The sequence below is a fragment of the Streptomyces sp. NPDC055287 genome (genome assembly GCF_053646035.1).
In genome coordinates this window covers 78889-94676 of sequence record NZ_JBSHNE010000025.1, presented here as the reverse complement: position 1 = coordinate 94676, position 15788 = coordinate 78889, and the positions used below count along the sequence as shown (strand labels likewise).

The following is a 15788-nucleotide window of genomic DNA, read 5'->3' as shown; positions in this document are numbered from 1 at the left end:
CACCCTCAACCCGCGACAACAACCCAGCCGCCTGCCCCCGCAACCCACCAACACCACGACCCGACACCACCCACGGCACCACCCCAGGCACCACAACCCGACCAGAACCCCCCTCCGGCTCCACAATCGGAGCAGGAGCCTCCTCCACAATCACGTGCGCATTCGTCCCGCCCATGCCGAACGACGACACACCCGCCAGAAGTCGCGCACTTTTATCGGGCCAGGCTTCCAATGACGTCTGTACGCGCAAGCGGAGCGAATCCAGCGGAATTTCGGCAGGAGCGGCATCGAAATTCAAACTGGCGGGAATGAGTCTGTTCCTGATCGACAGAATGGCCTTAATCAGCCCGGCGATACCGGCCGCACCCTCAAGATGGCCCAAATTCGTCTTCACCGAGCCGACCCGCAGGGCATTGCGCTCCGCGCGACCCGTGCCCATTACCGCGCCCAGCGCGGTCGCCTCTACCTGGTCGCCCAGCCGGGTACCGGTTCCGTGCAGTTCGACGTATTGAACCTCGGCCGGGCTCACTCCGGCGCGCCGACAGGCCAGGCCGAGAACCTCTTCCTGCGCCTCACGACGCGGGGCGGTAAGCCCCTCTCCTCCACCGTCATTGTTCACGGCGCTGCCGCGAATGACACAGAGAACCCGGTCACCGTCCGCAAGAGCGCGCGACAATTTCTTGAGGACGACGAGACCACCGCCCTCACCCCGCACATACCCATTGGCCCGCGCGTCGAACGTCCGGCACTCCCCGTCGGGAGAAAGACCGCCGAATTTCGCCGAACGCGCCGAGCTCTCCTGGGCCAGTACGAGGTTCACACCGCCGGCCAGCGCCAGGGAGCAGTCCCCCGTCCGCAGGGCCTGCGCCGCCTGGTGTACCGCGACCAGCGAGGACGACTGCCCGGTGTCCACCGTCAGGCTGGGTCCGCGCAGGCCCAGGGTGTAGGACACCCGGTTGGCGATGATGCTTCGCGCCAGTCCGGTCATGGCGTACTGGCCGACGGCCGAGCCGCCCTGGCGATGCGTCAGCATCGCGTAGTCGTCCCACATCGCGCCGACGAATACGCCCGTCGGATCGCCCTTCAGTCCCGAAGGGTCGATTCCGGAGTCTTCCAGTGCTTCCCAAGCCAGTTCCAGCACCAGGCGCTGCTGCGGGTCCATCGCGGCAGCCTCACGCGGGGAAATCCCGAAGAAAGTTGGGTCGAATGCGTCGACCTGATCCAGGAAGGCGCCTCTGGGGCTCGGTTCGCCTTCACCGGAATCCCCCTGGGGGGAATGTTCCGTGTGCGTACGCCGGTCGGGCAGACCTGAAACAGCGTCAATTCCGTTGCTCAACAGCTGCCATAAGTCCGCAGGGCTGGACGCGCCCGAAAAGCGGCAGGACATTCCGATTACGGCGATGTAGTCATCCTGTAAGACAGGCTCGTTCGACAGCACGCGGAAAATCCCCCGCTCGACACAGAAAGTGGACATTGCACCCACCGCACCTTCTCCAACTGGAGAAGGCCCCGGCGTTCCAGCACCCAACAAACATCCCCGCAAGTCCGTGTCACTCTAACCCCCGAACTCGATCCACCGTCAAGGTCTTTTTGGCGGCCCCGGCGGCCACCGCACGTCGCCCGAGTGATCCCCCTCACAGTCATCACAAAATTGCCCTGACCGGCCACTTCGAATGAGAGGAGGCCGGCTCGGTGGCACAGTGATGACCTACCAACTCCCCAGAGCGCGTGCTACGTTACGAATGGCGATCAAGGAGATCCCTGGTGTGCACGTGACCTGGCATCACCGGGGACGCGACAGCCGAACGAGAGCCGTCGTGTCGTCCCTGATTCGTTGCATGACCTGCGCAGAGGGACAGTGAGCAGGCACGTGAGCGGGCGCGCGAACGAGCCTCACCTGCCAGGCCAGCAAGATCCGCGGCGCGGACCACGTCCGCTGTGCCGGTCGGCCGTAAGCGACACCTTCATCGGCCGTACGCGACATGTTCATGCGAGTCCCAACAAGCCAAGACAGTCCGAACGAGCCCGGGCGTGCGGCAACCGAGCCCGCCGGGGGGAGCCACATCAGCGGCCTGCTCGCGTCATGAGCACGCCCGCCGTCCTTAAGCCCGGACCGAGTCGGTCCAGTGAGTGCGAAGGAGTGTGTCCGGCAACGATGAACCAGCCGACCGGCCATCAAGTGGCCATCGTGGGTGCGGGGGTGATGGGTTCCGGCATCGCCACCTTGGTGCTGGGACACGGAATCCCGGTTGTTCTGGTCGACGTCGACGAGAAGACGCTCGACGAGGCCCGTGGCAGGATCCTTCAGCAGCTTCGGCACGCCCAGCTGATGGGCGCGCTGCCCACCGGTCAGAGCACCGGGAAACTGGTGACCACCGTCTCCCTGTCCGAGGTGGCGGACGCGACCGCAGTCATCGAGGCGATCACCGAGTCACCCACGGCGAAGGCCAAGGTGATCGGCGAGGTGTCGGCCGTCGTCCGGCCCGGCACTCCGGTGATTTCCAACACCTCGGGTATTCCCATCGGCGAGCTGGCCAACTGGGCGTCCCGGCCGGAGGAGTTGCTCGGGACGCATTTCATGAACCCGTCGTATCTGATCAAGATGGTGGAGGTCAGCCGGGGCCCGCAGACCGGTGACGCGACCGTTGAAGCGGTGGTCGCACTGCTGACCGCCCTGTCGCGCCGGGCGGTCCTCGTGCAGGACGCCCCGGGCTTCGTGACCAGTCGGCTGCTCCACCCGATGATCAACACGGCGGCGCGGATCGTCAGCGAGGGCACCGCCACGGTCGAGGCGGTCGACGAGCTGATGGAGGGGTGCCTCGGGCACCCGACCGGGCCGTTGCGCACGGCCGACCTGATCGGGCTGGACAACCTGGCCGACTCCCTCGCCGAGCTGTACGAACGTACCGGCGACGATGCATGCAAACCCTGTGACCTCCTGCTGGCCAAGGTTCGCCGCGGCGAACTCGGCCGCAAGACGGGCCACGGCTTCTATTCATACGGAAAGGTAATGTCGTGACGACTGATCAGGCCGACGGCGGCGTCTCGGTAAGCGCTGACTCGATCAAGGCTTCGCTGCTCGGCTTCCTCGAGGCGAAGACGAAGACCTCGATATCCCCGAGCCAGGACCTCTTCGCCTCCGGGCTGGTGTCCTCGATGTTCGCCATGGAGCTGGTGGTCCATCTCGAGCAGAACTACCAGGTCGCCATCGTCGGAGCGGATCTCAAGCTGGACAACTTCCGTACCGTGCAGAGGATGACCGACCTGGTGCTCCGGCTCCGGGACGGGTCCGCCGCGGTCGGCGATGCCTGAGCGGCTCGCCGACGAGTTCGGCTTCATCGACGGACTCGTCGACGGCCAGGCCGAGGCGTGGGACCTGGCCGGGCGGATTCCGGTCGAGTTGCTGCGCACGGCCGGCGCCCGGGGGCTGCTTTGTGCCGAAGTGGCCGCCGCGCACGGAGGACGCGGTCTCAGCAGCCGCGACAACGGCGAGCTGACCGCGTACGTGGGCAGCCGGTGCAGCTCCCTGCGGAGTGTGATGACCTCGCAGGGCATGGCGGCCTGGACCATACAGCGGCTGGCGAACCCGGATCAGTCCGCCGCACTGCTGCCGCGACTGGTCAGTGGCCGGCTGGCGGCGGTGGGGTTCAGCGAGTCGGGGGCCGGGTCCGACCTCTCCACGATGAGCACCGACATCAAGCTGGACGGTGACTCGGTCGTTCTGAACGGCCAGAAGGTCTGGGTCACCGGTGCCTGCTACGCCGATCTGCTGATCATTTTCGGACAGTGCGACGGCGGTGCGGCGGCGGTCGTGGTTCCCGCCTCGGCACCCGGTGTGCACGTGGAACGGATCGCCGATCCGATGGGGTGTCGTGCCGCCGGACATGCCAACATCCGGTTCGACTCCGTGCGGCTGCCGGCCTCCAGCCTGCTCGGCAGCCCGGGAATGCCGCTGCCGCTGCTGGTCACCACGGCGCTCGCCCACGGCCGGATCTCGGTGGCCTGGGGCTGCGTCGGCATCCTGCGGGCGTGCCGGAATGCCGCTGCGCTGCACGCCAAGTCCCGGACGCAGTTCGGCAAGCCGCTCAGCGAACACCAGCTCGTGGCGCGTCACCTTGCCGAGCTGTTCATCGCCGAGCAGGTGGCGACCCAGTCGTGCGCGCACGCCAGTTCGTGCTGGGACGCCGGTTCTCCCGAGATGGTTGTCGCCACGGTCCTCGCGAAGCATGTCAGCGCCGGCAATGCCGCCAAGGGAGCCGCTGCGGCGGTGCAGGTGATGGCATCGGCCGCGGCACAGGACGGCCATGTGGTGGCTCGGGCGTACCGGGACGCGAAGTTGATGGAAATCATTGAGGGCAGCAACGAGATCTGCCAGTTGATCCTGGCGCAGCACGCCGTCGCAACGGCGGAGTAACCATCCCTGGGGAGGATCCGTGCGTGAAAAGCCGACCATGGTGAAGTGCCTGGTCTGGGATCTGGACAACACGCTCTGGCAGGGGACCCTGTTGGAGGACGACGAGGTGCGGCTGCCCGACGCGGTGCGGGAGCTGATCGCCACTCTCGACTCCCGCGGCATTCTGCAGGCGGTAGCCAGCAAGAACGACCACGATCTCGCCTGGGCGAAGCTGCAAGCCCTGGGGGTCGCCGAGTTCTTCGTGGTGCCCAGGATCGGGTGGGGGCCCAAGTCGGACTCGGTGCGCCTGATCGCCGAGCAGCTGAAGTTCGCCGAGGGCACCATCGCGTTCATCGACGATCAGCCGGCCGAGCGGGCGGAGGTTGCCTTCCATCTGCCGCAGGTCCGGTGTTACGCGGCCGCGCAGTTGCCGTCCTTGGCGGATCTGCCGGAGTTCAGTCCCGAGAACGTCACGGTCGACTCCCGGCGGCGCCGCCAGATGTACCAGGCCGGTTTCCAGCGGGAGGCCGAGCAGGCCACCTTCAAGGGCCCGGACGAGGAGTTCCTCCGGTCCCTGGAGCTGGTGATGCGTATCGACCGGGCGAGCGGTGAGCAGCTGACCCGGGTCGAGGAACTCACGCTGCGTACCAGCCAGATGAACGCGACCGGGGTGCACTACTCCGACGCGGCGCTGCGCGGTCTGCTGGCCGACCCCGGGCACGAGGTCCTGGTGACCACCATGGCCGACCGCTTCGGGCCGCACGGCGCGGTCGGCGTGATGCTGCTGGCGACGCGTCCCGGTGTCTGGCATCTGAAGCTGCTGGCCACGTCCTGCCGCGTGGTGTCCTTCGGCGCGGGGGCGGCGCTCCTGAACTGGCTGATCGACCAGGCCGCACAGGCGGGCGCGCACCTGGTGGCCGATTTCCGGCCCACGGACCGCAATCGCATGATGGAGATCGCCTACCGGTTCGCCGGTTTCACCGAAGCGTCCGAAGCGCCGTGCGCGTGCCTGGCCGCACTGCCGGAGGCGGGTGCCGAGGGTCTCCAGAGGCTGCATCTGGTCTCCGCGCCGCGTGAGAGGCACGCCACCATCGAGATCAGCGCGCCGGACCTGGCCTCGGACCACCGGGTGGCCACGGCAGAACCGGTGCGCTGATTCTCAGGCTGTTTTCTTACGCACCAATGTGATGCCGTCGGCCATGGGAAGAAGTGATATCTCGACCCGGTCGTCGTCGCGAAGGAACAGATTCAGTTCGCGGATGGCGACCGAATCGGGATCCTGGGCGGCCGGGTCGATCACCCTGCCGAAGAAAAGGGTGTTGTCCACGACGATGAGTCCGCCGGGGCGCACCAATTCGAGAGCCGCATCGTAATAGTTGCGGTAATTCGCCTTGTCCGCATCGACGAAGACGAAATCGAAGGTGTTCGCCGCGCCCTCGGCCATCAGTTCGGCAAGGGTCTCGGTGGCCTTGCCGATCCGGACGTCGATGCGGTCGTCGACCCCCGCTTTGGTCCAGTATTCCCGGGCGATACTGGGCCATTTGTCGCTGATGTCGCAAGTGATCAGCTGTCCGCCCGGCGGGAGCGCACGTGCCATGCACAGCGTGCTGTACCCGGTGAAGGTCCCGATCTCCAGCACTTTTTGGGCCCCGGTCAGCCCGACAAGAAAGCCCAGGAACTGCCCCTCTTCGGCCATCACCTGCATCGCTTGCCCCATGGGCAGCTGCACGGTGAGTTCCCGGAGAGCGCGCAGAATTTCGTCGTCACGCAATGACACATCGCGCACGTAGGACAGTAATTCCGTTGAGGAAACCACTTGATTTGCCATGCGCTCAAAGTATTACCGGACCGCATGGCGGCGCAAGGCCGTCAAGAAAAGGCCCGGCGCGCGCGTCCAGCCCGGCCGGTCCGAGGGAGCGATCGTCCACCAGGTCCCCGAGATGCATGGGGCGGCCCCCGCCAGAGCACGTGCTCTGAGAGAGCGGTGCAGGGCAGCGAACGGAAGCCCCGACTCCGCCTCGGCGCCGGGCGTACCCCCGCCACTCATGGATCGATGTACGGGTCCACGGCTGTCGCGGCGGCCGCCCGGGAGGTCAGTGCGGCAGTACGGTGTCCAGCCACTCCTGGATCTCGGGGATCACCTGGTCGGTGATGTCGGCGAACTCGTCGTGCTTCTCGAGGAACTTCGCCACGTAGCGGCAGACCGGCACGATGCGCTTCCTCGAACGACGTCCCGCCGAGCAGCACCACCCTGGCAGCGGTGTCCGTCTCGTTCACCGGCGTCAGTGTGTCGTTCTCCGTGCCGAGGCAGCCCAGGTCCGCGGGCACCCCGGTCGGCGCGGTGCGCCGGGATCCGTCCGGACGTCGCTCATCGCCCGCCCCTCCCACTCGAAGATGATGACGTGATCAACTGTTGGCCACGACGACAAGCCGCGGGTGCCGGGTCAGGCGCACAGCGGTGCGACCGAGGCCGGGAGCGGCCTGTGAAGGAGCCCAGGTTGAGTGACACGGCAGCAGGCCGCGTGAGCGAGCGGGTCTTCATCGACAAGCAGAGCCCGAAGGCCTACCACGCGTTCGTCGAGGCGGCCGAAGCCGTCCGCGCGGCCGCCGGCGACGCGGGACTGGACCGCGTGCTCGTGGAACTGGTCAACATCCGGGTGTCACAGATCAACGGCTGTGCCTACTGCCTCAACGTCCACACCCGGGCCGCGCTGCGCGCCGGCGAGACCACGCAGCGCCTGGGTGTGCTGGCCGCCTGGCGTGACACCGAGCTGTTCACTGCACAAGAACGCGCGGCACTGGCCCTGGCGGAGGCCACTACCGAGCCCGCGAACGCCGTAGTGCAACAGAGCGCCTACGACGACGCCCGTCCGGTCCTCACCGACGACGAGATCTCCGCGGTGATCTGGGTGGCGATCACGATCAACGCGTTCAACCGGGTTTCCATTCTGAGCAAACATCCCGTCCGGGCTGCCCCCGGTCAGTGAGGGGTCGGGCGGCACCGGGATGCACTCCGGCGACGTGACCGAGGCGGGTGAATGCCGGTGGGGCACCGCGCCGAAACGGATCCAGTCACAGCGTGATCCTTGGCAGGGCTGATTCGCGCCGGTTGATGCGGCAGGGATACAACCATGCCCGGAAGTGGCGGATCCGCAAGCGCGGGGCGTACGTCCCGCTGCTCGTTCGTACTGACCTTCCTGGGCGCCTCGGTCCTGCTGTTCGGGCACGTTCCGGGAGACCGGGGCACGCTGCGCGGCACCAAGGCACTCGGCGGTCCGGTCAGGGGGCGGGTGGTGGCACGGGGGTTTCGGCCCACACCTGTTTGCCGCCGCCCAGCGGTACCGAGCCGTAGGACGCCGAGACCGCCTCGACGAGCAGGATGCCGCGGCCGCCGGTCGCCTCCCAGTCCACGCTCGCCGGTTTCACGGGTGTGCGCGGCGACGAGTCGCTCACCGCCACCCGGAGGTGCTCGCCGGTGAGTGTGAGGTCGAGGCGTACCTGCCCCTTCGTGTGCACCAGGGCGTTGGTGACCAGCTCGGACACGATGAGCAGCACGGCGTCGTCCTGCGACGGCACCTTCCAGGTGCGCAGCGTCCGGGAGGTGAAACGGCGTGCGTGCGCGACGGCGTCGGGGAGCCTCCACACCGTCCAGCCCGCTCGGAGCGGCCGGTTGCCCACGCCGTCGTAGCGCAGGAGCAGCAGGGCAACGTCGTCGTCGCGCCGGTTGGCGCCGCCGAGCAGCTCGTCGGCCATCTGTCCCGCATCGGAAGGGTCGGCCGAGGCGAGTACGTCGCGCACGCGGCGCGTGCCGTCCTCCAGGTGCAGCGTGGAGGACTCGACCAGGCCGTCGGTCAGCAGGGTCAGGACGGCGCCCGGGGCCAGGGCGATCGCGGTCATCGGGAACTCCGCTTCGGCGAGCACCCCCAGCGGCGGCCCGCCTTCGATCGTCAGTTCCCGGGTGTCGCCCTCCGGGGTGCGCAGCAACGGCGGCAGGTGCCCCGCCCGCACGCCCCAGGCGTTGCCCTCCTCCATGTCGATGGCGACGTAGCAGCAGGTGGCGAAGAGGTCGGTCTCCATGCCGACGAGCAGCCGGTTGGCCCGGGAGACGACCACGTCGGGCGGGTGGCCCTCCACGGCGTACGCCCTGATCGCCGTCCGCATCTGGCCCATGATGGTGGCGGCGCCGGCGCTGTGCCCCTGTACGTCCCCGACGACCAGCGCCACATGGCTCTCGGAGAGCGGGATCACGTCGTACCAGTCGCCGCCGACGTCGAGTCCCACGGTCGCCGGCAGATAGCGGGCCACGGCCACTCCCCCGGACAGCCACGGAAGCTTGCGCGGCAACAGGCTGCGCTGGAGCATCGTGGCGAGTTCGTGCTCGGCGTCGAACGCGCGGGCGCGGACCAGAGCCTGCCCCACCAAGCCGGCGGTCGCGGTGAGCAAGGACCGTTCCTCGGGGCCGAACTCGTGCGGTTCGTCCCAGCCGACCAGGCACAGACCGACCACCCGCCCCTCGGCGGGGAGCGGCAGGACGGCGAGACCGCCCGGGCCGACGCCCGCGAGGCCCGGTTCGAGGGTGGAGCCGGCCGTCCACAGGCTCGCGCGGCCCTCGCGCAGCGCTGCTTTCAGGGTGGGCAGGGCGCCGATGGGCGCGTCGGGCCACTCTGAGCGCCATTCGGACCGCCAGAGCTCCGGCCAGGCACCGGGTGCCGGCGGGTCGAGGACCGTGACGACCAGCCGGTCCCCCTCGATCCCGGCGAGAGCCACCCGGTCGGCGCCCAGCGGGTCGCGCAGCGCCGCGACGACCGCCCTGCTGACGTCCCGCACCGCCATGGCGCCGGCCAGCGCGACGGACAGCCGCTGGACCCTGGAGACCTCGTCGGCGCTGGGCCGCAGATTCGACGCGTCGGCGACCACACCGAGCACCCGCTCCGGCTTTCCGCCGCCGTCCGCCAGCAGTCGGCACCGCAGGCGCAGCCAGCGCAGCTCACCGGTGCGGCGGCGGATACGGAACTCGAGTTCCCGGCCGCCGGGGGCCATGTGGCCCGGCTCCACGATGGACATGAGCGCGGGCAGGTCGTCAGGGACGGTGTGGGCCAGCAGGGTCTCCACGCGTCCGTCGAAGTCGTCCCCGGGGATGCCGACGAGGTCGAGCACGGAGCTGTCGGCGTCGATCTTCCCGGTGCTGAGGACCAGGGTGAACGAGCCGGCACTCAGCCAGTCGAGGGCGGGGCCCAGCACCGGCCGGGGTTCCGTACGGCCGATGGTGCGGGGGTCCTGTTCACCGACCGCTTCGAGCCATGCGGTGACCTGGTCGGCGTACAGTTCCAGGAAGTTGCGCCGTTCGGCGTCGAAGCCGTCGTCGAGCCGGTCCACGACGACCAGACAGCCGAACGGACGGCCGTTCGTGCCCAGCGGCAGCGCGCCCAGCGAGAAGTCGGTGGGGAGGCTGTCCTCGGGGATGTGCTCAGGACCGCCCCCGGTGCTGTCCGCGGGATGCTCCCGCGCGGTCCGGCTGTATGCGGTCAGTTCCGCCGCGTTCAGCCACAGGGGGCGGCCGGCGCGGAAGGCGTCCACGACAGGGCCACGACCCGACAGCGGGAAGCTGGGCGGCAGCCCGTACAGGACACCGGACTCACCGGCCCATTCCGTCAGTCGCAGGCTGTCGTCCTGCGTGCCCAGCACGTAGACAGCTGCCAGCGACGCCCCGCCGAATACCCGCATCCGCTCTCTCACAGCCCGCAGAGCCCCCGTATCCGAGACCACCGGTCATCGCTTCGCCGGAGCCGCCCCACGAGGCGGCCCGCCCACGTCTTCACGCGCACCTTGCCAGTCAGTTACAGCCTAGGGAAGGCGGGCGACGCGTGCGTCCTCGACAGTGCCCGCACACCTCACCAGGACGCGGCGGTAGCGGCGGTGGCGACGGCGACAGCCGCCAGACGCCGGTAGTCGAGGGTGTCCGGCGTGTCGGTGGGCCGGTGGTAGTGGGGATTGCGGAAATTGGCCGTACTGGTGAGCATCAGGGCCGGAATCCCCGCGTTCCAGAAGGACGCGTGGTCGCTGCGGTCGAGGTGCAGCAGCGGAGGCGCCGCGAGGCCGGCCAGAGCGCCGAGCAGCCCCTGCGGACGCGGGTCGCGCAGGGTGACTGCGGGCACCGCGGGCTCCGTTGCCTCCGCCGCCCGGCGCCACGCGGAGGCCGCCGCCTCGGTCGAGCGGCGGTGGACCACCAGGGTGAAGTCGCCGCGTTGCCCGCCGGAGCGGACCCGTGCGGCCACCCGGGGGAACGCCGCCGCGAACCCGGTCGGCATGGACTGGGTTCCGGGCCCGGTGGCGAAGAAGCCGACGGATTCCAGGCACATCATGCCCGCGATCTCCCGGGTGCGGCGGAGCTGCCGGGCGGCGAACCGGGAACCGATCATGCCGAGCTCCTCCATGTCGAAGAACACGAGGGTGACGGCGGGCGGCCGCGGCAGCCCGCCCAGGAGGCGCGCGACCTCCAGCAGCGCGGCCACTCCCGAGGCGTTGTCGTCGGCGCCGGGGCTGCCGTCGACGGTGTCCAGATGCGCTCCGACGACCACGGTGGGACGGTCGTCCGCTCCCGGCAGGCCGGCTTCGATGTTCGCGCCGCTCAGTCGCGTGTGCAGGCGGAGCTGGAGCGCGATCGCCCGGTCGCCCCGGCGGTCGGTGCCGCCCAGGCGCCACCGCACGTCGAACGGCCGACGCTCGGTCCGCCAGCCCGCGCCGGCCAGTTCCCGCGTCACATGGGCCTCGGCGCGCAGCATGGCCTCGGGGGCGCGGGTGCGGCTGCGCGGGCGGTCGGCGAGGTACTCCACGTCGCGGCGCAGGCGCAGCGGGTCGGCCCGCCGGTTCAGTTCTCGTACGAGCGCGAGGACCACGCTCTCACCGCCTTCGCCCTCGTCGGTGCGCAGCAGCCGCCAGTAACCGATGATGGTGCACGCCGTCGGCGCCCGCCCCTCGGAGGGCATCGCCCCTGCCCGGCCACGGTGAAGGTGGCGTGAGCGCCCGCCTCCGGGCGCCGGGCGCTCACAGGCCGAAGCGGCGCGCCACCGGCGGGTGAGCTCACGTCGCTGCGCGGACCGGCCGGCGCCACCGGTCCGCGCACGCGGCCCTCAGCGGTGGCTGAACCAGTTCGCCGCGGGCAGCAGCCTGTCGTCGTATCCGAACAGGGCCTGGTTCTCCCAGCCGTTTCCGGAGGAGGGGTCGGCGGGGTCCCAGCCATTGCCCGTGACGGCGGTCCAGGTGGGTTCCCAGTAGACGAGCCCCAGACCGCGGCCGTTCGGCACGGCTTCGACCACGTTCATCACATCGCGCAGCCAGGCCGCCTGCCCGGCCGGGGTCGCCGGGTAGCCGGAGGTCAGTTCGGCCGACGTGTCGATGATGTTCTCGTGGCCGTCGTCGCTGTCCAGCCGGAAGGCGTGCGCGGTCTCCGCCACCATGACGGGCTTGCCGTAGCGGGCGGAGATGTCGTCGAGGTTGGCCTGCAGGTCGGACAGCGGTCCGTGCCAGTATCCGTAGAAGGACAGGGCGATGAGGTCGAACTTCACGCCCTGCGCGGTGGCGTTGTCGAACCACCGGCGGTACAGGCTGTTGTCACCGCCGTGCGCCAGATGGAGAGCGACCTGCGTGGACGAGGAGACCGCCTTCGCCGCGGCGATACCGGACTTGAGGAGCCCGGCGGTCCGGCTCCAGTTGTCCGTGGAGCCCTCGGGCCAGAGCAGCCCGGTGTTGATCTCGTTGCCGATCTGCACCATGTTGGCCGTGGTGCCCTGCGCCTTGAGTGCGGACAACACGTCGTACGTGTGGTCGTAGACGTCCGTGGTGAGCCTGCTGTACTCATGCGAGGCCCAGGCCGCCGGCTTGGTCTGGGCGCCCGGGTCGGCCCACGTGTCGGAGTAGTGGAAGTCGACCAGGAGCTTCATGCCCTGCCCCTTGATGCGCTTGGCCATCTGCAGGACGCGGGTCTTGTTGTTGTAGCCGTCGGCCGGGTCCACCCAGACCTTGAGCCGCCCGTAGTTGGCGCCCGCGGACTTCAGGATGGCCAGCCCGTCACCGGCGGTGCCGCCGCTCGTCCGGTAGGTGCCTCCGTGCCTCCCAGGTCCTCGCTCTTCTTGAGCGTGGAGACGTCGACGCCCTTGACGGAGAGGCCGGTCGAACCGGGTGTGAGGGTGAGATCGTCCACGTTGATCCAGTTCCCGGCGCCTGCATCGGAGTTGATGCTGACCGTGCACTGACCGCCGGTCACCTTGACCGAGGTGACGAGGCGTATCCACTCGCCGTTGGCCGTGGGGGGCAGATCGGTGCGCTGCTCGGCCGGGCCGCAGTTGCGCAGCGCGAGGTACGCGGCGCTCTGGCCGCCGCTCGAGCGCACCCACGCGCTGAGTGTGTACGCGCCGTTGGCCAGCCCGGACAGGTGCTGGTACGTCTCCACCTCGTAGGCGGACGACGACCAGTGGGTCAGGCGGCTGCTCCCGCTGTGTCCGCCGGCTTCCGCGTACGAGGCGGAGCCCTGTCCCGCGGCGGAGTAGGTGGACCAGCCGGACGTGCCGGACTCGAAGCCGGTGTTGGTGAGTGTGGAAGCCGCGTGTGCCGGTGGGCCGGGCAGCGCGGTGATCAGCAGAGCGCCGAGTACGGGTACGGCGGCGGCTCTGAGCAGAGCACGGAAGGCACCTCTTGGCCGGGCATGCATCGTCGGTGTCCCTTCGACGGTGGAGAGCGGGAAAGGTGATGCGGTTCCCGGGGCGGCTCGACGGCCGCCCCGGGAGTTCTGGGCAGGTCAGGCGTCGAGCCGTACGACCCTGACGGCGCCCGCCGGAACGACGAGGTGTCCGGCGGCGCGTTCACCGCTGAGCAGTTCGGTGCCCGGGTTCTCCAGCGGCACCTTGGTGTCGTGTGCGGTGTGGTTGACGGCGAACAGGTGGTCGCCGCTGTCGCCGGACCTGCGCACCACCTCCACGTCGCGGGGCAGTCCGGTACGGGGAGCGACACCCGCGTCGTCGCACGCGGCTTCGAGGATCGTGTCCAGCGCGACCGGGTCCAGCCGGGAGGAGATGTACCAGGCGGTGCCCCGGCTCAGGCGATGGCGCGTGACGGCGGGGCCACCGGCGGCCGGGCCGTCGGCGTACGTCCACACGGTCTCGGCCCCGCGCGGCACGACGGACTCGGTCCACACGTCGGCGGTGAGCGACGCTTCGTGCGGGCCGGCGATCCGTACGGTCTCGCCCTCGCCCAAAGGCGACCACTCCTCGACGGTCAGGCCGAGCACCTCCCGCAGCGCGCCGGGGTACGGGCCTTCGTGGACGGCGTCGTGTTCGTCGACGATGCCGGAGAAGTAGGAGACGACGAGGGTTCCGCCGTTCTCGACGTAGCGGCGGAGATTGTCCCCGGCGGCCTCGGTGGCGAGGTACAGCGCGGGCACGACGACCAGCGGGTAGGCCGACAGCTCGGCCTCGGGGTGGGCGAAGTCGACAGTCAGGTGCCGGTCGTAGAGCGCTTCGTAGAAGCTGTCGGCGCGTTCGCGTGCGTCATGGTCCTCGCTGGGCCGCCACTCCAGGTTCTGCGCCCACCAGGACTGCCAGTCCCACACCATGGCCACGTCGGGGACGGTGCGCGTTCCCCGCAGGGCGGCGAGCGAGTCGATGTCGGCTCCGAGCCGGACCACCTCGCGCCAGATCCGGGAGTCGGTGCCGGCGTGCGGCAGCATCGCCGAGTGGAACTTCTCGGCGCCGCGCCGGGACTGGCGCCACTGGAAGAACATGGCGCCCTCGGAGCCGCGTGCCACATGGGCGAGGGAATTGCGGGCCATCTCGCCGGGGCGCTTCGCCGGGTTGCGGGGCTGCCAGCTGACCCCGCTGGTGGAGTGCTCCAGCAGCAGCCAGGGCGCGCCAGATCTTCCTTCCGTACGCCGTCCCCGGTGTCGTCGCGGCCCTCCTGTGGGGGATCCTCTATCTGCCGGACGTCAGCCCCTTCCATTACGCGCTCGGCCGGCTGGGGCTGCCGCAGCCCGACCTCTTCGACGGCGGCCCGCTCTTCCTGGCGCTGGCGAACATCGCGGTCTGGGGCGGCACCGGCTTCAACATGATCGTGATCTACACCGCGCTGCGGTCGATACCGGCCGAGGTCCACGAGGCGGCGAAGCTCGACGGCGCCTCACCGCTGCAGATCGCGCTGCGCATCAAGATCCCCATGGTAGCGCCCTCGCTCGTACTGACCTTCTTCTTCTCGGTGATCGCCACCCTCCAGGTCTTCAGCGAGCCGACCACCCTCAAGCCGCTGACCAACGGCATCTCCACCACGTGGAGTCCGCTCATGAAGGTCTACAACGACGCCTTCGTGAACGGGAACGTGTACGCGGCCTCGGCCACCGCCGTGGTCCTCGCCGCCGCCACCTTCGTCCTCTCCTTCGCCCTGCTCAGGGCCTCCAACTCCCGTACGAAGAAAGGAGTGGCCCGATGAGCATGCTCATCACCCCAACGGCAGCCCGCAAGGCGGCCCCGGCCGCCGGCACTACGCCCGGCACCTCCCACGGCCCGGCGCGCCGCCGCCGCATCGCCCTCCTGCCCACCGCCGTCCTGCTGTTCGGCGCGCTCTACTGCCTGCTGCCGGTCGCCTGGGTGGTGATGGCCTCCACCAAGTCGGGTGGGGAGCTGTTCTCCACCTTCACGTTCCTGCCCGGCAGCGGATTCGCCGACAACCTCAGGGACCTCGACGCGTACCGTGACGGCATCTACTGGCGGTGGATGGCCAATTCCGCCCTGTACGCCGGCCTGGGCGCTCTCCTGTCCACGGCCGTCTCGGCGGTCTCCGGCTACGCCCTGGCGGTCTACCGCTTCCCCGGCCGCGAAACCGTCTTCAACGTACTGCTCGCGGGCGTGCTCATGCCGCCGGTCATCCTCGCTATTCCGCAGTACCTGCTGATGGCCGAGGCCGGCATGGCGGACACCTACCTGTCCGTGCTGCTGCCGCTGATCCTCTCGCCGTACGGCGTCTACCTGAGCCACATCTACACGGAGGCCGCCGTCCCCATGGAACTCGTCGAGGCCGGCCGGATGGACGGCGCGGGCGAGTGGCGGATCTTTGTCAGGATCGCCGTCCCGATGATGTCTCCGGGGCTGGTGACGGTCTTCCTCTTCCAGTTCGTCGCGATCTGGAACAACTTCCTCCTCCCGTACATCATGCTCGGCGACGACGCGAAGTTCCCCATGACGGTGGGGCTGTTCACCCTGCTCGCGCAGGGGTCCAACACTCCGGCCCTCTACACGCTGGTGATCACCGGCGCCCTACTGGCGATCGTGCCGCTCATCGCCCTCTTCCTCGTTATCCAGCGGTTCTGGAGCCTCGACCTGCTCTCCGGCGCCGTAAAGTCCTGAGCGCAGGG

At 69.3% G+C, this 15788-nt stretch carries 10 protein-coding genes and 4 pseudogenes; 7 read left to right on the top strand and 7 right to left on the bottom strand.

Annotated elements, in window-relative coordinates; all coding sequences use genetic code 11:
* Window positions 1-1474 (bottom strand): type I polyketide synthase (locus ACWIHY_RS29245; RefSeq protein ID WP_454378841.1); only part of this gene is annotated, 1474 nt, incomplete at its 3' end.
* 681 nt (window positions 1475-2155) lie between these two features.
* Between ACWIHY_RS29245 and ACWIHY_RS29240 the strand changes: the two genes are divergently transcribed.
* Genes ACWIHY_RS29240 through ACWIHY_RS29225 form a run of 4 tightly spaced genes read left to right on the top strand, consistent with a single transcriptional unit; the run spans window position 2156 to window position 5549 of the window.
* A complete protein-coding gene (locus tag ACWIHY_RS29240) occupies window positions 2156-3019 on the top strand; it encodes a 3-hydroxyacyl-CoA dehydrogenase family protein (protein ID WP_454378840.1) in 864 nt (287 codons plus the stop codon).
* Window positions 3016-3312: an acyl carrier protein gene (locus ACWIHY_RS29235; RefSeq protein ID WP_454378839.1), complete on the top strand. Its 297-nt coding sequence runs from the start codon at window positions 3016-3018 to the stop codon at window positions 3310-3312. The genes ACWIHY_RS29240 and ACWIHY_RS29235 overlap by 4 nt, the downstream gene beginning before the upstream one ends.
* Window positions 3305-4414, top strand: a complete 1110-nt coding sequence (locus ACWIHY_RS29230; protein ID WP_454378838.1) for an acyl-CoA dehydrogenase family protein — start codon at window positions 3305-3307, stop codon at window positions 4412-4414. The genes ACWIHY_RS29235 and ACWIHY_RS29230 overlap by 8 nt, the downstream gene beginning before the upstream one ends.
* A gap of 19 nt (window positions 4415-4433) precedes the next feature.
* On the top strand, window positions 4434-5549 hold the full coding sequence (locus ACWIHY_RS29225) for an HAD-IIIC family phosphatase (protein WP_454378837.1): 1116 nt from the start codon (window positions 4434-4436) through the stop codon (window positions 5547-5549).
* 3 nt (window positions 5550-5552) lie between these two features.
* Here ACWIHY_RS29225 and ACWIHY_RS29220 read toward each other — a convergent pair whose 3' ends face one another.
* Window positions 5553-6221 carry an O-methyltransferase gene (locus ACWIHY_RS29220; RefSeq protein WP_454378836.1) on the bottom strand — a complete coding sequence of 223 codons (669 nt, stop codon included), beginning with the start codon at window positions 6219-6221 and terminating at the stop codon, window positions 5553-5555.
* Between the two features lie 265 nt (window positions 6222-6486).
* Window positions 6487-6624, bottom strand: a pseudogene (locus tag ACWIHY_RS29215) (N-acetyltransferase); the annotation flags it as partial.
* 267 nt (window positions 6625-6891) lie between these two features.
* Here ACWIHY_RS29215 and ACWIHY_RS29210 point away from each other — a divergent pair.
* Window positions 6892-7380 carry a carboxymuconolactone decarboxylase family protein gene (locus ACWIHY_RS29210; protein WP_454378835.1) on the top strand — a complete coding sequence of 163 codons (489 nt, stop codon included), beginning with the start codon at window positions 6892-6894 and terminating at the stop codon, window positions 7378-7380.
* Between the two features lie 292 nt (window positions 7381-7672).
* Here ACWIHY_RS29210 and ACWIHY_RS29205 read toward each other — a convergent pair whose 3' ends face one another.
* The 4 genes and pseudogenes from ACWIHY_RS29205 to ACWIHY_RS29190 all read right to left on the bottom strand — a co-directional run.
* A complete protein-coding gene (locus ACWIHY_RS29205) occupies window positions 7673-10129 on the bottom strand; it encodes a SpoIIE family protein phosphatase (RefSeq protein ID WP_454378833.1) in 2457 nt (818 codons plus the stop codon).
* A gap of 155 nt (window positions 10130-10284) precedes the next feature.
* Window positions 10285-11379, bottom strand: a complete 1095-nt coding sequence (locus ACWIHY_RS29200) for a M28 family peptidase (RefSeq protein WP_454378832.1) — start codon at window positions 11377-11379, stop codon at window positions 10285-10287.
* A 144-nt stretch (window positions 11380-11523) separates the two neighbouring features.
* A pseudogene (locus tag ACWIHY_RS29195) lies at window positions 11524-13100 on the bottom strand (glycosyl hydrolase 53 family protein).
* A gap of 87 nt (window positions 13101-13187) precedes the next feature.
* Window positions 13188-14300: pseudogene (locus ACWIHY_RS29190) on the bottom strand (beta-galactosidase); the annotation flags it as partial.
* Between ACWIHY_RS29190 and ACWIHY_RS29185 the strand changes: the two are divergent.
* Together ACWIHY_RS29185 and ACWIHY_RS29180 are read left to right on the top strand one after the other, a co-directional pair.
* Window positions 14300-14866 (top strand): annotated as a pseudogene (locus ACWIHY_RS29185) (carbohydrate ABC transporter permease); the annotation flags it as partial. The pseudogenes ACWIHY_RS29190 and ACWIHY_RS29185 sit on opposite strands and share 1 nt — an antisense overlap.
* Complete coding sequence (locus ACWIHY_RS29180; protein WP_454378830.1) at window positions 14863-15780, top strand: carbohydrate ABC transporter permease; 918 nt, start codon at window positions 14863-14865, stop codon at window positions 15778-15780. The pseudogene ACWIHY_RS29185 and the gene ACWIHY_RS29180, both read left to right, overlap by 4 nt.
* Window positions 15781-15788: the final 8 nt, after the last annotated feature.

Coding starts and splice junctions, on each gene's coding strand:
- ACWIHY_RS29200 (WP_454378832.1), bottom strand. CDS start 11,379: ATGCCCTCCGAGGGGCGGGCGCCGACGGCGTGCACCATCATCGGTTAC.
- ACWIHY_RS29230 (WP_454378838.1), top strand. CDS start 3,305: ATGCCTGAGCGGCTCGCCGACGAGTTCGGCTTCATCGACGGACTCGTC.
- ACWIHY_RS29220 (WP_454378836.1), bottom strand. CDS start 6,221: ATGGCAAATCAAGTGGTTTCCTCAACGGAATTACTGTCCTACGTGCGC.
- ACWIHY_RS29240 (WP_454378840.1), top strand. CDS start 2,156: ATGAACCAGCCGACCGGCCATCAAGTGGCCATCGTGGGTGCGGGGGTG.
- ACWIHY_RS29180 (WP_454378830.1), top strand. CDS start 14,863: ATGAGCATGCTCATCACCCCAACGGCAGCCCGCAAGGCGGCCCCGGCC.